Below are 13327 nucleotides of genomic sequence, written 5' to 3'. Positions count from 1 at the left end.
ATTGTTATTTATTGTCTGTTTTTTCAGCTTGTAGCTGACTCAATTTATATAGGTAGATGTTCAGTAAAAGGGTTGCGCGGTCAATTTCCTTTTGCTGTGAATACTTTTCAGCGTATTCAATACGACCTAGAAGCGGGAATAGTGAGTTACTATATTCGTACGCCGTTTTAGAGTTCTTATCTACATTCTGTCTAGCTACGTTGGCAAACACCGTTCTTGCGTCTGAAAATCGCTTATATACATCCATAAACTGGTCTTCTAAATGGGCGCTCTGTGTCAAAAAGTTTTGACGTAGCTGCTGGGCAGAAGATGAATCTGGATAGATTGCGATTAATTCATTGGTCAAGCTATCGAGCTCGCTGACGTTACTTACTTTGGCCGAGTCTAAAAACCAGTTATTCATCATAATATCTACGCGATTAATAGTTGGTGTTTTCAGTGACTGGGCATATTTTTTATTTTCGTAATCTAACGAGGCGACCAACTTTACAAGTTCATTAAGTGAAGCTTGACTAATTTTTTGCTCCAGCGTTCGATAGCGTTGTTGTTCGTATACAAAATGTGAACATATCGCCGTAACAATCAAGCCAATGATGAAGTAGATCATAAATCGGCCGGACTTTGTTGGGTTCGTTTTTTCACTGTTGTTGAGGGGGGATGGCGAGTCCGGGGCAGGAGAGGGAGATACATTCACTTTAATTTCAGGTGTTGCCTGTGCGGAAGCTGAAGCGTTAGTATTTGCTTGTTTTTTCTCGCGTAACTCTATGGCATGTTGTTGTTCTTTTATCTGTTCAGCCCATTGATTTAAGATACGACGAATGCGACCAAATGAAGGCGCTTGAATACCGTAATGAAGGCGAAGCTCTTCCTCTATTCTTAAACACAACTGGTGCGCAGCTTCAATCAGTGGAAGTTCTTCCGGCAACGCACGGTGCTTATTAATACGTTTTTCAGTATGCTCCACCATCCATTCAATTGCGCTCATTCGTGCTTTTGACTTTGAATGTTCAGGGTATGCGGTATTCCAATAGACGACACACACATCAAGCAATGAATTTAACCCTTCAACAAGGCCTCTTAGACCATCGTTATATGTTGATGCGACTGTGAAGTAGCAGCAACAACGTAAGTCTTTTGCGTGAGTGCTCAAGATTTTTTTTGAGAGTGTTTGAACCGTTTTCCAAGAGACTCTTCCGGTGACTTTATTAAGATTATTTATTTGACGTTTTATTTCGTCAAAGTCTTCAGAGCCATTAGGGTTAGAGCCGCTTGGGTTATTTTCATCGATTGGTCTTCGAGCGAAGTCGCTAAAAAACATAAGGCAAATTCCAACTGATCATATAGAAGTATTAAGGTATACGGGAATAGAAGTATTAAGGCATATGGGAACGATACCATAAAAAACCAATCAATCAACGAATTCGATGTCTCAAAATCAAGAACAACTGCGTATGGTAAATTTTATTTAATAATACAATCACTTAAAAACCATCAAGGATGTAACAAAATATAAAAGGTGATTTAATTCACGCTTTATAAGTGATTTATTTTTTACGATTTTCATAGAGCTAAACTAATTTTCAGGCTTTGTTGCTTAAATCGATGGAACTAAATCAAGAAGCTACGATCTGATCGGCTACACCCATTAATCGTCGTAGCCTCATGCCTAAACCTCGTTACAAAACAACTATACCCGAGTTGCAGGCTCATTGGCATCCAGAATTACGGATAATTTTCAGATATTGAAATCTGCATCTTCAAGTTGAACGGGTATAACTGGACGCAGTACAACAAAGCCTTAATAAACCGTGGTTCTCTGACCTTTTGGATTGATGAGGAAGCGATAGCCGAGTGGAAGTAAAACAAACAAGGCAAGCGCGGCAGACCTCGCCAATTCAGCGACTTAGCCATTACTACTGCACTGATGGTGAAACGCATATTCTCTATGCCCTTGAGAGCACTGCAAGGATTTCTAGACTCGGTATTTAAGCTGGCTAACATCCCGCTAGTTTGTCTCCACTACACCTGTATAAGCCGTCGAGCTAAGGAAGTTGAGGTTTCATTTAAAACTAAAACCAGAGGTGCGATACAACACCTCGCCATTGATGCCACTGGCCTCAAGGTTTATGGCGAAGGCGAATTGAAGGTCAAGAAGCATGGTACTGACGGGAAGCGTAGGGTTTGGCGTAAGCTGCATATCGCAGTAGATACTAGCACCCACGAAATAGTCGCAGCAGAGCTGAGCTTATCTAACGTAACCGATGCCGAAGTACTTCCCAACTTGCTTAAGCAGACACGTCGTAAAATCATTGAGATATCAGGCGATGGTGCTTATGACACAAGGAATTGCCATGATGCCATACGGCTCAAGCGAGCTGTTCCGCTCATTCCGCCACGAGAAGGGGCAGCCTTCTGGGAACGAGGACATCCTCGCAACTTAGCAGTGGGTTGCCAGAAGCTCTACGGCTCTAACAAGAAATGGAAAAAGCGGTATGGTTATCATAAGCGCTCGCTCTCAGAGACAGCAATGTATCGGGTAAAACAGTTGTTAGGTGGGAAATTAAGCCTGAGGGACTACAACGCTCAAGTTGGTGAGACTTACGCTATGATCAAAGCGCTGAACAAGCTTACAGGGCTAGGTATGCCTGAAACTCAGTATGTTGTTTAAGAACTGAACAACATGGGGCTACTATGTCTTCTCATCGAATTAAGCAACAAAGCCAAGGTATATAGGACTCCACTGCTGTTATATTAAATTGTAAGCAGTGCATTACCGAAGTGATTCTATAGATAAAAGAAGTTGTTTAGATAATAAAAACACTTAAAAAATAAATTAAATTATCCTTAGTGTGATCTTTGTTCATAATATTAATGTCAATAGTTCGATTTGTTTTTAAGGAGAGCCTTATATATGACGAAGTCGATCTTTTGAGTTAATAAATGTGATTAAATTGTTAATTTTGTCTGTTTTTTGTTCGTCTGTGTTCTTTAAAATAGCCCTCTTAAATTGGTGATAGAGCCTTCTTAATTTTTATTTAATTAAATAGGTTTACAGGCTCATTGCTTTAACTCAGTTCGGTCCATTAGTTTTTGTTTGTAGGTAAAATAACCAACCCTGTAGTTGAAATGTATTAAGTTATAGGTGTTTTTTTAGGCTTATTGAAAAAGAGAATATAATTGATATCTTTCGCCTCTAAGTAGAATATCGGTTTTCCTAGAGGGACGAAATGCTAAAACCAAGTCAAATCGGGCTGATTTCAGCCATGTGTCTATTTTCTTCTTTTGCAGTCGCAAAGGGAGAGCGTTATGGACTCTCTGCCAGTATGTTGACTATCGATAGCATTAATTACGAAGAAGGTAACAGTGGTGAACAAGACACTCTAAGGTTTGGCTTGGTTCATTCTCGCCCTATTGATGAAAATAATAACCGTTGGCGCTGGTGGTTAGGGCTTAACTACCTAGCAGAAGATATCGAAGCGCCAGCTAGCGGTCTATATCAAGAAGTAACTAACTATGAACTTCGTGTTGTACCGCAATATGCGCTGGCTTCTTGGAGCGTTTTCACACCGTACGTAGGTGCTGGTTTATCTGCAGGTTACTCACAATATTCAAACCGTTGGGAAGTTGACCCAGAAGGTTACCGCTATAAGAGTGTCGAGGACATCGATCAGTTCGAGCTGGGTGCAGTTATCGCCGTTGGTACGGTCATTAAGCTAGGTAGTAACCCAGATGCTCATATACAAATCATTCCTCAAGCCTCTTATATTCTCCCAGTTATCAATGATGGGATAGGTGGGCTTGAACTGTCTGTTTCTATGCTATTTTGAGGTATATAGATGCACTCAAATCAGCTAGTTCTATTTATTTCTAAATGCCCAGAGGAATACACGGGTGCTAAGCACATTGAAATGCCCGAGAGTGGCGGTTCAATGGGGCGTTCACCAAGTTGTAGTGTGTCTTTAACCGATCACAACCGCTTTATATCAGGCACTCATTGCCTGATCAGTGTGTATGGAGATACCTACTATATTAGTGACGTATCCACCAATGGCACTATGGTTAACGGGAACAAAATACTAAAAAATCAACCTGTTGCGATAGTCGATGGCGATATTATTTCTTTAGGACAATATGAAATTGGCGTTTCTCTGGAGCATGTTACCTCGACACAAGACATTGCCGCTGATATAGCCCCTGAGCGAGTATCCAATGATCCTTTGGTTAGCCTCGGAGACGCAGTTGTCGAAGAAGAAGAAAAAGTAGGCGCTTTAGAAGATTTGTTTATGGAGACTAAACAGGATGACATTGATTGTCATGATCCTGTTGCGCACCTTAACTTTTCAATGCAGCGAGATGATGATTATTTAATTCGTGACGATGAGCATCCAGAACCTGAACAGCCTAAAACGGTGGAAAGCACACGTCAGGTGGTCGATGACAGTTTCAGCATATACTCCGAGTTCGATCAGCCAAGCCTCATACCTGAAGATTGGATGGCTACGGAGACCAAGAGTAACGCATCAATAAAGGGTTCGTTAGGGATAGAGGTAGAGAACGGTACGCCACATAGAGAAGATATTGTCTCAGAAGAGACGATTCAACCCCAAACGACGATTCTAGATAGGGCAGTTCAAAGACAACATCGTGCACCTAACTCCACAGAGGCGATCGTCGAACATACTGCTACGGGCTCAAAATGGGAAGAGATGACACAGTCATTTACCCCTTCTTCTCAAACTAATCCGCAACTTCAAATGCCTGCTGCAGAACCTAAGATAAACAGTACGACTAAAGAGCAAGCGGGTATCGAAGCAACCGCCTGTTCTCAAGATATAGCACAAGCGTTTTTTGATGGTTTGGGTATTCGAAATCCTGAGCTAATGACGAATGAAGCTCAGTTGTTCAAACAAATGGGCACTTGTTTGCGCTTATGTATTGATAACCTGCAGAAAGAATTACACGAAGTAGAGTCCTTGAAAGAAGAGCAGAGTACGAGTGAGTCTAACTCTAACATTGCGGAGCTGATGCTGACTCTCAATAGCCAACATCTACTGGCTCCAAATGAACTGGTAGAACAAATGCTTGATGAGTTGAATGACCACCAAGTCACGTTTAATAAAGCGCTGAATGAGCTCATTTTAGAACAATCAGAGACGAACGATCCCGTTGCATTTGCTAACAAAGTGGCGAGTCAATCTTTGTTCTCAACGAAGTCAAAACTGTGGGGCGAATATTTAGATTTCTACTCTAAAAATCGTCGCCTGCTCAACGAAACATCCTTAAAAGGGCTGATTAAGAAAAACTATAACAAAGTGATTAAGGGAAACCATGCGTAGTATCGCCGTATTACTCGGATTTGCCATGTTGTCCGGTTGTTCCATGTGGGATCAATTTAAAGAGTCCACGGGTATCACACCAGAAACTTCGTCCATTGAATTGGTTATTGAGGCGTCACCTGTACTCAATGTGAGAGATGGGGGGCAGTCATCTCCGGTCATTCTCCGCCTTCACGAATTAAATTCGCCAGTTTTATTCCGAAGCTTAGATTTTTTTGCGCTGTTTGAAAACGATAAAGCGTCGTTGGGTGATGAGTACATCAAACGTTATGAATATCAAATACAGCCAGGTGGAAAAGTTCATGAAATGCTAACGCTAGACCCTGACACTCGTGCCGTCGGTTTTTCTGTGGCCTTTCGTGATATTGATGGTTCGTCATGGCGTAAAGTTGAAGTCATTGAAGAGAAGAGCGAGTACTACATCAAGCTCAAGTTAGAAGGCAGTGAGTTAATTTCTGATAATACTCGCGGCATTGAACAGGTTTACTTTTAAGGGATAGAAACATGTCTTTATACAATCCAGTTGTTTGGCAAGATGGAATGTTCATGAAGCCGCAGCATTTTCAACAACTCGATCGTTCGCAAAGTAAACTGTCGAGCATGTTGAGCAACAACGCATCTCCTTTACATTGGGGGATTAAGCGTTTGGAAATAAATTCACAACTGCTAGCCCTCGGTAAAATTGGTATTACGCGTGCAGAAGGCATCCTACAGGACCGCACGCCATTTGAGCTTCCACTGCTCGCTGAACTACCAGAAGTGAAAGATGTGGATCCTTCGATTGCCGATAAAGTGGTTTATTTGTGCTGTCCGTTACCATCGGAACGTTCTGAGTTATTTGGCACTAAAAAAGACGGTGCACGTTATACGATGGAATCTCAAGAAGCGGTTGATGCTTGTTATGATTCGGAAGACATGGCAAATATCGTCGTCGGTAAGCTTAACTTTTGCTTAATGTACGACCATGAAGATAAAAGTGCTTACACGTCTATTCCGATCCTCAAGATCTCGGAAGTGAAGCCAGATGGTAGCGTGATCTTAGATGATAGTTTCATTCCTACCTGTATTGATATTCACGCATCTACGGTACTTAATAAGTTCGCGACGGAGTTTGCTTCTATGCTAAAGCACCGCGCAGAATCCATAGTTCAGCGATTAGGGGTAGTGGATCAACAAGGCGTATCATCAGTTTCTGACTTTATGTTATTGCAAGCGCTCAATAGATACGAACCCTTGTTTTGGCATTTTGCAAACACAGAAGCTGTACACCCTGAGTCTTTGTATCGAATTCTTCTTCAGGCAGAGGGCGAGCTTTCGACGCTGTGCTCGACGACACGCCGACCTATTGAGTTTACTAAGTACAATCATGGTGATCTTACTAGCTGTCTTTCTCGCGTTCTAGACAGTGCGAAAATGACATTGAGCGTGATGTCTGAACAAAGAGCAATTCCACTGACCTTAAAAGATCAGAACTATGGCATCAGAACGGCAGCGATCCCTGACAATAAGATCATTGATACGACGACCTTTATTCTTGCTGTTAAAGCCGACGTTACCTTGGATGTCCTGCATACGCAATTTGTCAGCCAAACGAAGATCGGTTCAATCGATAACATTCGCGACTTGATTAACCTTCAACTGCCTGGGATTGAGATCAAACCAATGCCAGTTGTGCCACGCGCGCTGCCGTATCACGCTGGCTATACCTATTTCGAGCTCGATAAAACGGGCGAAGAGTGGATGGCATTGAAGAACACTGCTGCGATTGCGATTCACGTTGCGGGCGATTTCGCTAACTTATCATTGCAACTTTGGGCCGTTCGTCTATGAGTTACGCAGAAACAGACGTCACCGTAGTCTTATTCCAACCAGAGCCTGGCAAACCAATGGAGGTAATGCCAGCGCCTGACTTATCGAGAAACATCGCAGTACAAGATCTATCTATCGACAACATGGGTATTAACCCGCTGGTAGATCAATTCTCATGGTTGATCGCCAGTCTGTCTTGTATGTCTTCGATCCCTTGGCTTGATGACCCGATGCCATTTCGTGAACAAGTGGCACGTGAGATTCGAAAAGGTGAACGAAAACTTAATGAAATGGAGCTCGATCGTGCTTCGGTTCTTGTTATTCGTTACTGCTTGTGTGCGGCGATTGATGAATCTGTTTGTCGGCAAGAATGGGGGGCAAATAGTCACTGGAGCCAGAACAGCTTACTGTCTGAATTCCATAACGAAACATCTGGTGGTGACAAGTTTTTCGTTATTCTCGACCGCTTAAAAGCCGACCCTCGCAAATACCGTCACGTTATAGAGTTTCTCTATTTATTGCTTCAACTTGGTTTCCAAGGCAAGTACGGCCGTGAAGAGCGTGGTAACGAAAAGTTAGCGGAAATTGGCAGCACCATTTATCGATTAGTGCGAGATGACCGCCTAGCAGAACAAGAAAAAGTTTCTTTAATCAACCTTAAAGCTAAATACCTAAAGAAGCCGTTAAAAAGGGTAATTTCACCCAAGCTGATCTTGAGTCTTAGTGCGATTACGTTTGCGCTTATGTATGCGGCAACCTACATCGTCATAGACTTAAAATTCCAGCAACTGCTTGAAGTGTATAGATAACCAGAAATCTAAAAATGAGATCTTCTGCCAGTTTTAAGGTTTGCTGTGAATGTCACTGGTCTTTTAGTGAAATTCACTAGTCATTTAGAGAGATTGCAATGTGCGATCTCTTTTATCATTCAATCAATAAAATTCAAATGGATTGGTTATGGGCGTAACAGTTGGTGCGAATGGACTTTCGATAGTTCATAAAGGCTCAGGTGGTGAAGCGAATGCAACGCTCCCAGATGTTTGTTTAACTAAGGTCGGCAAGCCAGTCGTTCCTATCCCTTATGGCAACAATGCTAAATCAGCAGACCTTGCTGGTGGGACTACTACAGTCTCTATGGATGGCGGTAACAGTGTCGCTATCAAGGGCAGTACGTTCTCAAAAAGTACTGGCGATGCGGGCGGTGACAGAAAAGGCGTTGCCTCAGGCACGATAGAAGCCGAAGCAAAATTTATTTCAGCTTCACCAACGGTTAAATTTGAGGGCAAGGGCGTTTGTCGCCTGTCCGATCAAATGACCATGAACAAAGCCAACACCATGTGCTTGGGCGGTGCACAAAACCCATCGGTTTCTGTGACGGAAGAGCAGGAAGGGACGTATACGGTTGACTTATACCTCTCATACTCAGACGGTGAACCCGTTCAAGGCGCAACATACACTCTCACAGATCAATCTGGCGCGGTGTTTGAAGGAACTCTCGACAACAACGGTAAAGCATCTGTTGGTGGCGTTGCTCCGGGTGAGTTTGCCATAGAGTACGGCGAGGACAGCCGAGACTTTATGCCGAATGTTCCAACTAAGACCAATCCGAACTTTAATCCTAGTGCTAACGCTCAACTGATCATTGAAGAAACAAAGAAAGGCGAAGTTGGTTTCTGGGAAAATGCTTGGACGCGAATGTCTGGTGCTGCCAGCTGGATTTGGGGTGTGATTCTTGGTGATTTCAACGATGATGCTTCTGTCGAGCAGATCATCGCCAATACGGCGCTGACGATGATTCCTGTTGTAGACCAAGCTGCTGATGTACGCGATTTATCTGCGAACATTATGACTTTGTTGAGTGAAGAAGAGCGTGATAAGCCCGAAAATTGGTTAGCACTTTCACTTACCCTTGTCGGCTGTGTTCCTACGTTTGGTAGTGCGGTTAAAGGCACATGTAAAGTTGCGCTAAAAGGCGGTAAAGGAACATCAAAAGATACTTTGCTGGCCGTTTTAAGAGGCATGGGTAAAGGCGATCCAGAAAAATTTTTGCGCACGTTAGATTGGGTGGATTACGCGAAACAAACCAGCCAGATTGTTAGCGATGTTCTAAAACCTTGTATTGAAGTGGCAACTGAGCTGGCTTCATACGCAAACAGAATGGGCGCAGATGAGCTCGGCGCGTATTTCTTGAAGCTAGCGGATGAAGTGAAAATCATCGATAAGATGGTGCCGGACAAACTAAAAGAAGCGATGGGCGAGTTTGATAAGCTTTTTGCTCGCATCTTAGGTAAGGGCGAGAAAACGTACCCAGCAAAAGTAAAACATAATACCGGTGAGTCTGCTCAGTCAGGAAAGAACTCCGCAAAGGCGAATGAGGACAAAGATAAAAAAGATTTTGTCTGTCCCGTTTGTAAGAAAAAACCAGAAAAATGTGATGCTTATTAGAGGTCAATACCATCATGGCTAAAAACTCAACTGCAAAAACACATTGTCTTATAAAAGGTTCAGGGCCTGCTTTAGCAAAAGCAATTAAATCTAAGCACTATAAGTCGGGCTTCAATGAACATTTATGGGCGGATGGACGTTTGAAGGGGGATGACGGACAGTTCGGACTTCAGGCTCACCACATCATAACAACTAAAAACTTAGATACTCCAGAGTGGAAAAAATACAGAGAAGCATATGAGTATGATATAAACACCTGGAAAAATGGGGTAATGTTCCCTTCCAAAACGGATATCGCTTGTCAAGTCAATACACACGTCCATAAGTCTGGCCATGGTGGAGGTTTGGACTTCAAGACCGAGCAAGAACAGTTTTGGGAAACAAGTTCAGATCTTGAAAGTGGTGAACTTACATCAATTCCGGTAACAAAGGTTCCTGACCCTGTAGTGTCTAAGTTGCGGCTGGATGATATAAAGTATATAAAGTCGGTTAATCGGGATATTAAAGGTGTAAAAGAAAGTGCAAAAAGAGGCTATTATTGCAAATCAGGGAATAAAAGGCACTTTCAGTCTGATTTAGACGACGTCTCTGAAGACATTTTAGTGTGTTTAGATAGCTTTTTATATACAATTTCGACTTTTGGTCATGATTACTCTCCGGCAAGTGATATAGGTTGTGCAGGCGAGAATAATATAGAAAGCAAGAGTAAATCAAGAAGCGCATGCCCAAGTAGATCTTCCAAGCTACCGGAAGAAAAACACAATATAAAGAATGTAAAAGGTAAGATTATGAAACCTAGAAAACTTGAGGTTGGAAAATGAGTGAATATTTTTTTGCAAGAGAGTGTGTCAATTCCCCAATTTACTGTTTTCCAGATGAATACATCGATTCAGTACCCTTAACGAGTTTTACTTACCCTAAAGCACCTGTTCCCTTGATAGTCGAATTTTTTCCACAAGATGATTATGAAATCCCAGATATACTTGAGATGCCAAATTTCTCTATTAAGAAAAATGAATTTTCGAAATTAAATTTTAATAACATTTTTGGGATTAATTGGATCGATATTAAACTTCATGATAAAGGCGAACATGATTTTCTTATGCTACAAGTTGTCAATGAGATCAAGCTAATTGATAGATCTAAAAGTAAGATCAAGAGGTACCGAAAGGATTCTAATGGTGATGAGATGATTAGTGGTATTCTTAATCTTATATTAGATGAAAAACTAATTCAGACTATACCAGTAGATAGAAGGCAGGTAGTTATAGATCCTGGTTGGTTGAAGTGTGTTTTTTTCCATAAAAGTTTAGTTGAAAAAATAAAAAATTCTAAGCTAGTCGGTGTGGAATTTATACCGGCAGACGGCTATTCAGACTTTAGATAGATGAAATTAAATTTGAATGATTTTTATGTAAATTACTATTCTTGAAGTAATATGTATATTAAGTTTATTAAAGAAAATTTAAGCAATATTCTACCAGAAAAAAGACCAGGTATGGTTTTTTCTAACCCTGACTTGTTTATTATTTTTGACAATAATATCCGATTCGTAATTTGGGAAGAAATTTTAGAAAAGTTAAATAAATTTTGGTTAGAAGGAAAAGATACTTGGGATAGTAATTTTGATTTTGGTAGTCATCCTGACGATTATGATAGACAGTTTGATGATTATAAAACAATTGAACTTTTACAATTTCCAACCCTGACAGATTTAGAAGTAGAAGAAAAATATGCTTTTGTTTTTAACGAGAATAATGAATTATATATTAGTGAGAACTTCGTTAAAGACTTGAAGTCAGCTGGATGTGTCGATGTATGGTATGATACCACAGCTCCATATGGCCGTTATTAGACTGCCAGCATTGAAAAGCGCCTCATGGCGCTTTTTCTTTAATATTATTATTGAAGCACCGTTGTTGCCTGTTGAATTAAAGAACAGGAGTAAAATAAGAACGTCAGAGATTGTAAATGAGCGATTATTACTTTGCTAGAGAAGTTGTTGAAACACCACTTTATGATTTTCCGGATGAATTCTCTGATTCGGTTCCATCTAGCGTATTTACATATCCTAATAAGCCAATTCCGCTTGTAAAAAGGTTTGCTCTTAAAGAAGATTATAAGATTACCGATGTGTTTTTAATTCCTTCACTAGTAATAAGGAGTGACGTTTTTGAGGGTATTTCTTTCAATCACTTATTTGGAGTGAACTGGGTTGACATAACTCTTGTCGATAATGGAAATTATGCTTATAAAATGTTACAGCTTTGCAATGAAATAAATGTAATTGACAGAGATAAAAGTGAGTTCGATTTTTACGATGAATTTGAAGGTGAAGAGTTTATCTCTGGAATGAATAAGTTGGTTGTAAATGATGATTTGATCGATAACATAGAAGTTGAAAAAAGACTTATATTTTGGGATTCTGGTTGGAAGGATAAAGTATTTTACCATAACTCCATTGTGAAAAAGTTTCTTGAGCAGAAAGTACAGGGGATAGAATTTTTCTCTGTTGATGATTATTCGGAGTTTGTATAAATTTAATATTAAAAGAGGTGGTTAAGGTTTTTTAGGAAAAGGAAATGATTTTTCAATCCTGATATCTATATTCATATGGTATTGGAAAGTAAGTGACGTAAAATATGAAATTCTCGATTATTAGTGAAAATTACCAAATTTCGCAAATGATTTATACATGTGTTGACAGTAGAGAGCCCTTGTATAGCAAAGCGCAATTTGAGCCCACAAGCTCTTTAGAGCCTATTGTTTGGGAATCTACGGATGGTTTTATTAAAGGTGTAGGTAATATTGCGGATAATGGTGATCTCTGTGTTAGTAAGGAGTTCGCTGAACTGGTGATGAGTTTTGACCCTTATGGGATCGAATGTTACCCCGCAGAACTTAGATTACCAGATGGCTCGTTATCAAGTCGTTATTTGTTGGCACTAAATAATGTTTTAGATGTTATTGATGAATCTAAATCTAGAATGAGAAAGTCACCCAAGAGAAATAAGATGTTAGTTATGGAACTTTATTTATCTGAGGAGAAATTAAAAAAAATCCCTCTTCAAAATAGAGTTTTGTTCCGCGTTAAAGGGGCAGAGACCGCAACAATTTTCTGTGAGGAAATTTTTGATCTTGTGAGTGGCACTGAATCATTTAGTGATTTAAGAGCTTTTAAATTGGATTGTGATAAGGAAGTACCAAAGTACTGAGGCTTAAAATGAAAGAACAATATCATTTACTAACTAAACAAGACCTAGGTAACTTCCCATTCCAGCAAAGCCCTAAGCCAATAGTGCCAGTAGAGCCTGATCTGCTTTTGGAAATGACCTTTTCTCCAAAGCTATTTATCATCAGTGATATTGCGTCAAAAGTAGAGAAACTGGTCGTACACGGAGTAGAGTGGTTAGACGCTCGAGTGGATTGTTCCCCAAGCCAGCCATCTGATGATGAAATTAAAGTTTACGAAGATTATCGAATGCCTTATATCCATCAAACTTATAAATTGACGGACAAAGAAAAACAATACGGTATGTTGAACTGGTTAGATATCGAATCAACAAAGTTTGACTTCTCTAAATTAGAAAATATTCCTTTAGAAGAACGATTAATATTTAAACTAGAAGAAGATTTTGGCTTCGTTTTCATTCACCAAAGTGTGATTGACCTTCTTAAAAAAGACGTCAAAGACGTTTGGATAAGAGATGTATAATTAATAGCGCCGAAAGGCGCTT

The 13327-nt window shown here is 40.4% G+C and carries 13 protein-coding genes and 1 pseudogene; 13 read left to right on the top strand and 1 reads right to left on the bottom strand.

The window, feature by feature from the left end:
• Positions 1-4: 4 nt before the first annotated feature.
• On the bottom strand, positions 5-1318 hold the full coding sequence (locus tag B7360_RS15645; protein WP_085343945.1) for a type VI secretion system ImpA family N-terminal domain-containing protein: 1314 nt from the start codon (positions 1316-1318) through the stop codon (positions 5-7).
• Between the two features lie 429 nt (positions 1319-1747).
• Between B7360_RS15645 and B7360_RS15640 the strand changes: the two are divergent.
• The 13 genes and pseudogenes from B7360_RS15640 to B7360_RS15580 all read left to right on the top strand — a co-directional run bounded on the left by B7360_RS15640 (position 1748) and on the right by B7360_RS15580 (position 13305).
• Positions 1748-2668: pseudogene (locus B7360_RS15640) on the top strand (IS5 family transposase).
• A gap of 559 nt (positions 2669-3227) precedes the next feature.
• Entirely contained in the window at positions 3228-3827 is a 600-nt protein-coding gene (locus B7360_RS15635) for a hypothetical protein (protein WP_006741086.1), read from the top strand.
• A gap of 9 nt (positions 3828-3836) precedes the next feature.
• Positions 3837-5336 (top strand): type VI secretion system-associated FHA domain protein TagH, encoded by a 1500-nt coding sequence (gene tagH / locus B7360_RS15630; protein WP_085343944.1) that lies wholly within the window; start codon positions 3837-3839, stop codon positions 5334-5336.
• Positions 5329-5829, top strand: a complete 501-nt coding sequence (gene tssJ / locus B7360_RS15625) for a type VI secretion system lipoprotein TssJ (protein ID WP_005392625.1) — start codon at positions 5329-5331, stop codon at positions 5827-5829. The genes tagH and tssJ overlap by 8 nt, the downstream gene beginning before the upstream one ends.
• Positions 5830-5840: 11 nt before the next feature.
• Positions 5841-7166: a type VI secretion system baseplate subunit TssK gene (gene tssK / locus B7360_RS15620; RefSeq protein ID WP_006741084.1), complete on the top strand. Its 1326-nt coding sequence runs from the start codon at positions 5841-5843 to the stop codon at positions 7164-7166.
• Positions 7163-7954: a type IVB secretion system protein IcmH/DotU gene (gene icmH / locus B7360_RS15615; RefSeq protein WP_006741083.1), complete on the top strand. Its 792-nt coding sequence runs from the start codon at positions 7163-7165 to the stop codon at positions 7952-7954. Before tssK ends, icmH begins: the two co-directional genes overlap by 4 nt.
• A gap of 148 nt (positions 7955-8102) precedes the next feature.
• Positions 8103-9590 carry a PAAR-like domain-containing protein gene (locus B7360_RS15610; RefSeq protein WP_085343943.1) on the top strand — a complete coding sequence of 496 codons (1488 nt, stop codon included), beginning with the start codon at positions 8103-8105 and terminating at the stop codon, positions 9588-9590.
• 14 nt (positions 9591-9604) lie between these two features.
• Positions 9605-10411 carry an AHH domain-containing protein gene (locus B7360_RS15605; protein WP_085343942.1) on the top strand — a complete coding sequence of 269 codons (807 nt, stop codon included), beginning with the start codon at positions 9605-9607 and terminating at the stop codon, positions 10409-10411.
• Positions 10408-10977 carry a hypothetical protein gene (locus tag B7360_RS15600; protein WP_085343941.1) on the top strand — a complete coding sequence of 190 codons (570 nt, stop codon included), beginning with the start codon at positions 10408-10410 and terminating at the stop codon, positions 10975-10977. The genes B7360_RS15605 and B7360_RS15600 overlap by 4 nt, the downstream gene beginning before the upstream one ends.
• Before the next feature lie 51 nt (positions 10978-11028).
• Positions 11029-11445: a hypothetical protein gene (locus B7360_RS15595; protein ID WP_085343940.1), complete on the top strand. Its 417-nt coding sequence runs from the start codon at positions 11029-11031 to the stop codon at positions 11443-11445.
• Between the two features lie 116 nt (positions 11446-11561).
• A complete protein-coding gene (locus tag B7360_RS15590) occupies positions 11562-12128 on the top strand; it encodes a hypothetical protein (RefSeq protein WP_085343939.1) in 567 nt (188 codons plus the stop codon).
• A gap of 104 nt (positions 12129-12232) precedes the next feature.
• Positions 12233-12805: an imm11 family protein gene (locus B7360_RS15585; protein ID WP_254048128.1), complete on the top strand. Its 573-nt coding sequence runs from the start codon at positions 12233-12235 to the stop codon at positions 12803-12805.
• Positions 12806-12813: 8 nt separating this feature from the next.
• Positions 12814-13305, top strand: coding sequence for a hypothetical protein (locus B7360_RS15580; RefSeq protein ID WP_085343938.1), 492 nt, complete (start codon positions 12814-12816; stop codon positions 13303-13305).
• Positions 13306-13327: the final 22 nt, after the last annotated feature.

The sequence above is a fragment of the Vibrio sp. ArtGut-C1 genome (assembly GCF_002105475.1).
Classification (GTDB): domain Bacteria; phylum Pseudomonadota; class Gammaproteobacteria; order Enterobacterales; family Vibrionaceae; genus Vibrio; species Vibrio diabolicus.
The sequence above is the reverse complement of the archived record's forward strand: the minus strand, read 5'-3'. Positions and strand labels throughout refer to the sequence as shown.

Excerpts from the sequence above, each read along its gene's own strand:
- tagH (WP_085343944.1), top strand. The coding sequence starts at position 3,837 with ATGCACTCAAATCAGCTAGTTCTATTTATTTCTAAATGCCCAGAGGAA.
- B7360_RS15580 (WP_085343938.1), top strand. The coding sequence starts at position 12,814 with ATGAAAGAACAATATCATTTACTAACTAAACAAGACCTAGGTAACTTC.
- B7360_RS15605 (WP_085343942.1), top strand. The coding sequence starts at position 9,605 with ATGGCTAAAAACTCAACTGCAAAAACACATTGTCTTATAAAAGGTTCA.
- tssK (WP_006741084.1), top strand. The coding sequence starts at position 5,841 with ATGTCTTTATACAATCCAGTTGTTTGGCAAGATGGAATGTTCATGAAG.
- B7360_RS15590 (WP_085343939.1), top strand. The coding sequence starts at position 11,562 with ATGAGCGATTATTACTTTGCTAGAGAAGTTGTTGAAACACCACTTTAT.
- B7360_RS15645 (WP_085343945.1), bottom strand. The coding sequence starts at position 1,318 with ATGTTTTTTAGCGACTTCGCTCGAAGACCAATCGATGAAAATAACCCA.
- B7360_RS15610 (WP_085343943.1), top strand. The coding sequence starts at position 8,103 with ATGGGCGTAACAGTTGGTGCGAATGGACTTTCGATAGTTCATAAAGGC.
- tssJ (WP_005392625.1), top strand. The coding sequence starts at position 5,329 with ATGCGTAGTATCGCCGTATTACTCGGATTTGCCATGTTGTCCGGTTGT.
- B7360_RS15635 (WP_006741086.1), top strand. The coding sequence starts at position 3,228 with ATGCTAAAACCAAGTCAAATCGGGCTGATTTCAGCCATGTGTCTATTT.
- B7360_RS15585 (WP_254048128.1), top strand. The coding sequence starts at position 12,233 with ATGAAATTCTCGATTATTAGTGAAAATTACCAAATTTCGCAAATGATT.
- B7360_RS15595 (WP_085343940.1), top strand. The coding sequence starts at position 11,029 with ATGTATATTAAGTTTATTAAAGAAAATTTAAGCAATATTCTACCAGAA.
- icmH (WP_006741083.1), top strand. The coding sequence starts at position 7,163 with ATGAGTTACGCAGAAACAGACGTCACCGTAGTCTTATTCCAACCAGAG.
- B7360_RS15600 (WP_085343941.1), top strand. The coding sequence starts at position 10,408 with ATGAGTGAATATTTTTTTGCAAGAGAGTGTGTCAATTCCCCAATTTAC.